This window comes from Terriglobales bacterium (assembly GCA_035624475.1).
Lineage (GTDB): Bacteria > Acidobacteriota > Terriglobia > Terriglobales > Acidobacteriaceae > DASPRL01.
This window is the reverse complement of sequence record DASPRL010000241.1, coordinates 1-2,990: the sequence shown is the minus strand read 5'-3', so window position 1 is coordinate 2,990 and position 2,990 is coordinate 1. Positions and strand designations below refer to the sequence as shown.

Below are 2,990 nucleotides of genomic sequence, written 5' to 3'. Positions count from 1 at the left end.
GCGGATGCGCAGCGCCGTCGCCGGCTTGAACAGGTGGACCGGCTCCGCCGCCAGCTCAGCCTTGGCCTCGCGCAAGGGCGTGATGTCGTCCAGGATCCAGAACGAGCGCCCATGGGTGGCGACGACCAGGTCGTCGCCGTGAATGGTGATGTCACGCACGGAAGAGACCGGCAGGTTGAACTGCAGCGGCTGCCAGTCGTCGCCGTCGTTGAAGCTGACGTAGATGCCCAGCTCGGTGCCCGCGTAGAGCATCCCAGCGCGCAACGGATCTTCGCGCACCACGTTGACGAACGAGTCCGCAGGGATGCTCTTAGCCACCATCTGCCACGTCTTGCCGCCGTCGTGCGTGCGGTAGATGTAGGGCCGGTAGTCGTCGAGGCGGTGGCGGTCCACGGCGGCGTACGCGACCTTCTCGTCGAAGTGCGAGGCCTCGAGCGTCGCCACCTTGCTCCACGCCGTAAGTTCCTTGGGCGTGACGTCCGACCAGTGCTTGCCATCGTCGCTCGAGCGGTGGATGAGGCCGTCGTCGGTGCCCACCCACAGCAGGTTGGGGCTGAGCGGCGAAGGAGCGATGGAGTAGATCACGCCCTTGCGCGGGCTGGCCAGGCCGTAGCCGGCGGTGACCGGATCCAGGTTCGCGGGCACGCCCGGGTCTTCGCGCGTCAGGTCGGGGCTGATCTGCTCCCAGCTCCGGCCCCCGTTCGTGCTGCGGTAGAGGAACTGGTGGCTGAAGTAGAGCTTGTGTGGATCGGCAGACGAGAAAACGAGAGGCAGCGTCCAGGTGCGGCGGAAGGTGCCGGGACGGCCGATGGTCGGCGAGACATCCTGGCCCTGCGAGGTAGCTACGTCGTAGCGGTCCACGGTGCCGCCGAAGACGATGCCGGGATGGAGCGGGTCGGGGGCGACCATGTCCGATTCGCCCAGAGCGACCGGACCCCAATCGTGCCCGGTGATGGAGGCGTAATCCGTGCGGCTGGGCACCGCGATGGTCCCGCTGTCCTGCTGCGCTCCGTAGATCCAGTAGGGGAAGCGCTGGTCGGTGGCCACGTGGTAGAGCTGCGCGGTGGGCTGGTTGTACCACGAACTCCAGGTCTGGCCGCCGTTGAGGGTGACGATGGTGCCCTGATCGCTGGAGACGATCATGCGCTGCGGGTCGTCGGGCGCGATCCACAGGCCGTGGTAGTCGTCGCCGCCGGGGGCGCCCCGGAAGGCGGTGAAGTTCTTGCCGCCGTCCACCGACTTGTACACCGAGGTGTTGCAGACGTAGACCACGTCGGGGTTCTTGGGGTCGACCTCGACTACGCCGAAGTACCAACCGCGTCCCCAGGTGCGGGCCTCATTGCTGGCGCGCGTCCAGGTGCGGCCGGCGTCGTCGGAGCGGTAGAGCCCGCCGTCCTTGGCATCTACAAGGGCGTACACCCGGTTGGGATCGCTGGGCGCCACCGCGACACCGATGCGCCCCAGTCCCTCCGTGGGCAGGCCCTGGGTCAACTGTTGCCAGGTCGTGCCGCCGTCGGTGGACTTGAAGAGTCCGCTGCCCGGCCCGTTCGAGGCAGGATAGATGTTCCACGGCGGACGCCGCGTCTGCCACAGCGCGGCGTAGATCACCTGGCTGTTGGTGGGATCGAAGGCCAGGTCGATGGCGCCGGTGTTGTCGTCCTTGTAGAGCACGCGATCCCAGTGCTTGCCGCCGTCGCTGGAGCGGAAGACGCCGCGCTGGCTGTTGGCGGCGTAGGCGTGCCCCAGCACCGCCACGAAGACCCGGTCGGGGTCGTGCGGGTCCACCAGGATGCGCCCGATCTGCTGGCTGTCTTCCAGCCCGATGTGCGTCCAGCTCCTGCCGGCGTCGCTGGACTTGTACATGCCGTCGCCATAGGAGATCTGCGAGCGCATGTCGGCCTCGCCCGTACCCACGTACACCACGTCGGGAGCCGAGGGCGCTACCGCGATGGCCCCGATGGAGGCGATCTTCTGGCTATCGAAGATGGGCTCCCAAGTGTTGCCGGCGTCGGTGGACTTCCACACCCCGCCGCCCACCGAGCCGAAGTAGAAGACGCTGGGCTGCCCGGGGACGCCGGTGGCGGTCAGCGCCCGCCCTCCGCGGAACGGCCCCACCAGCCGCCAGTGCAGTCCCGCGAAGACCGCGGGATCGACCTGCTGAGCGGCACTGGGCAGGATAGTAAGAAGAAGGAAGGCGAAAACGGCGATTCCCCGCTGTCTCGATCGGCGCACGCTGCTCTCCCCGTCTGGTCTGATCTGCAAACGCGAACCTGAGAATGTACACCAGCGCAGCGGTCGGTTGCGAGAGAGAGCGGGCGGAAGCGGGCTCTACGCCCCCACGCCCAGCAGGCCGTTGAGGCGGGTGCGGTAGCCGCGGCTCAGGGTGAGGCGGGCGCCGCTGCTCATCACCACCACGTAATCCCCGCCGAAGGAGGATTGTAGCTCCTTGACGCGCGACAGGTTCACGATGATGGAGCGGTGGATACGGGCGAACTTCTGGGGATCGAGCTGGGCCTCCAGCGCCTGCATGGTCTGGCGCAGCAGGTGGGACTCGGTGGCCACCCGCAATTCGGCGTAATTCCCCGCCGCCTGGATATAGTCGACGTTCTCGGTGCGGACGAAGGAGATGCGCCCGCGGTTCTTGATGATGAGGCGCTCCAGGTACTTGCGCTCATTGGCGACGGGACCGATGCTGGGCTCGCTCACAAACACCCCCACTTCCCCTTGGACGGAGAAGGCCGAAAAGGGTTATCGGCCCGCCGCCGCTGTTTTTGTCCCTCCCTTGGTGGGAGGACACACGGGACCTCGGGTTCCCTGCCACCTAGATACGCGGAAATCGGGGCGGAGGTTTCAGAAAAAGGCCGGGAACGAGGATCCCGGCAACGCGCTGCGGAAGAGCGCCCACCTCAGCGGGCTTGGGGCACGACCCACAGGCTCTCCGCGAAGGGCCACTCCTCGTCCACCCAGCGGGCGAGCGGGGAGAACCCCGC

The 2,990-nt window shown here is 67.4% G+C and carries 2 protein-coding genes; both read right to left on the bottom strand.

Annotation, left to right across the window (positions count from 1 at the left end):
* Positions 1-2,232 (bottom strand): hypothetical protein (locus VEG08_09940; GenBank protein HXZ28303.1); only part of this gene is annotated, 2,232 nt, incomplete at its 3' end.
* A 96-nt stretch (positions 2,233-2,328) separates the two neighbouring features.
* Positions 2,329-2,706 (bottom strand): LytTR family DNA-binding domain-containing protein, encoded by a 378-nt coding sequence (locus tag VEG08_09935; GenBank protein ID HXZ28302.1) that lies wholly within the window; start codon positions 2,704-2,706, stop codon positions 2,329-2,331.
* Positions 2,707-2,990 lie beyond the last annotated feature (284 nt).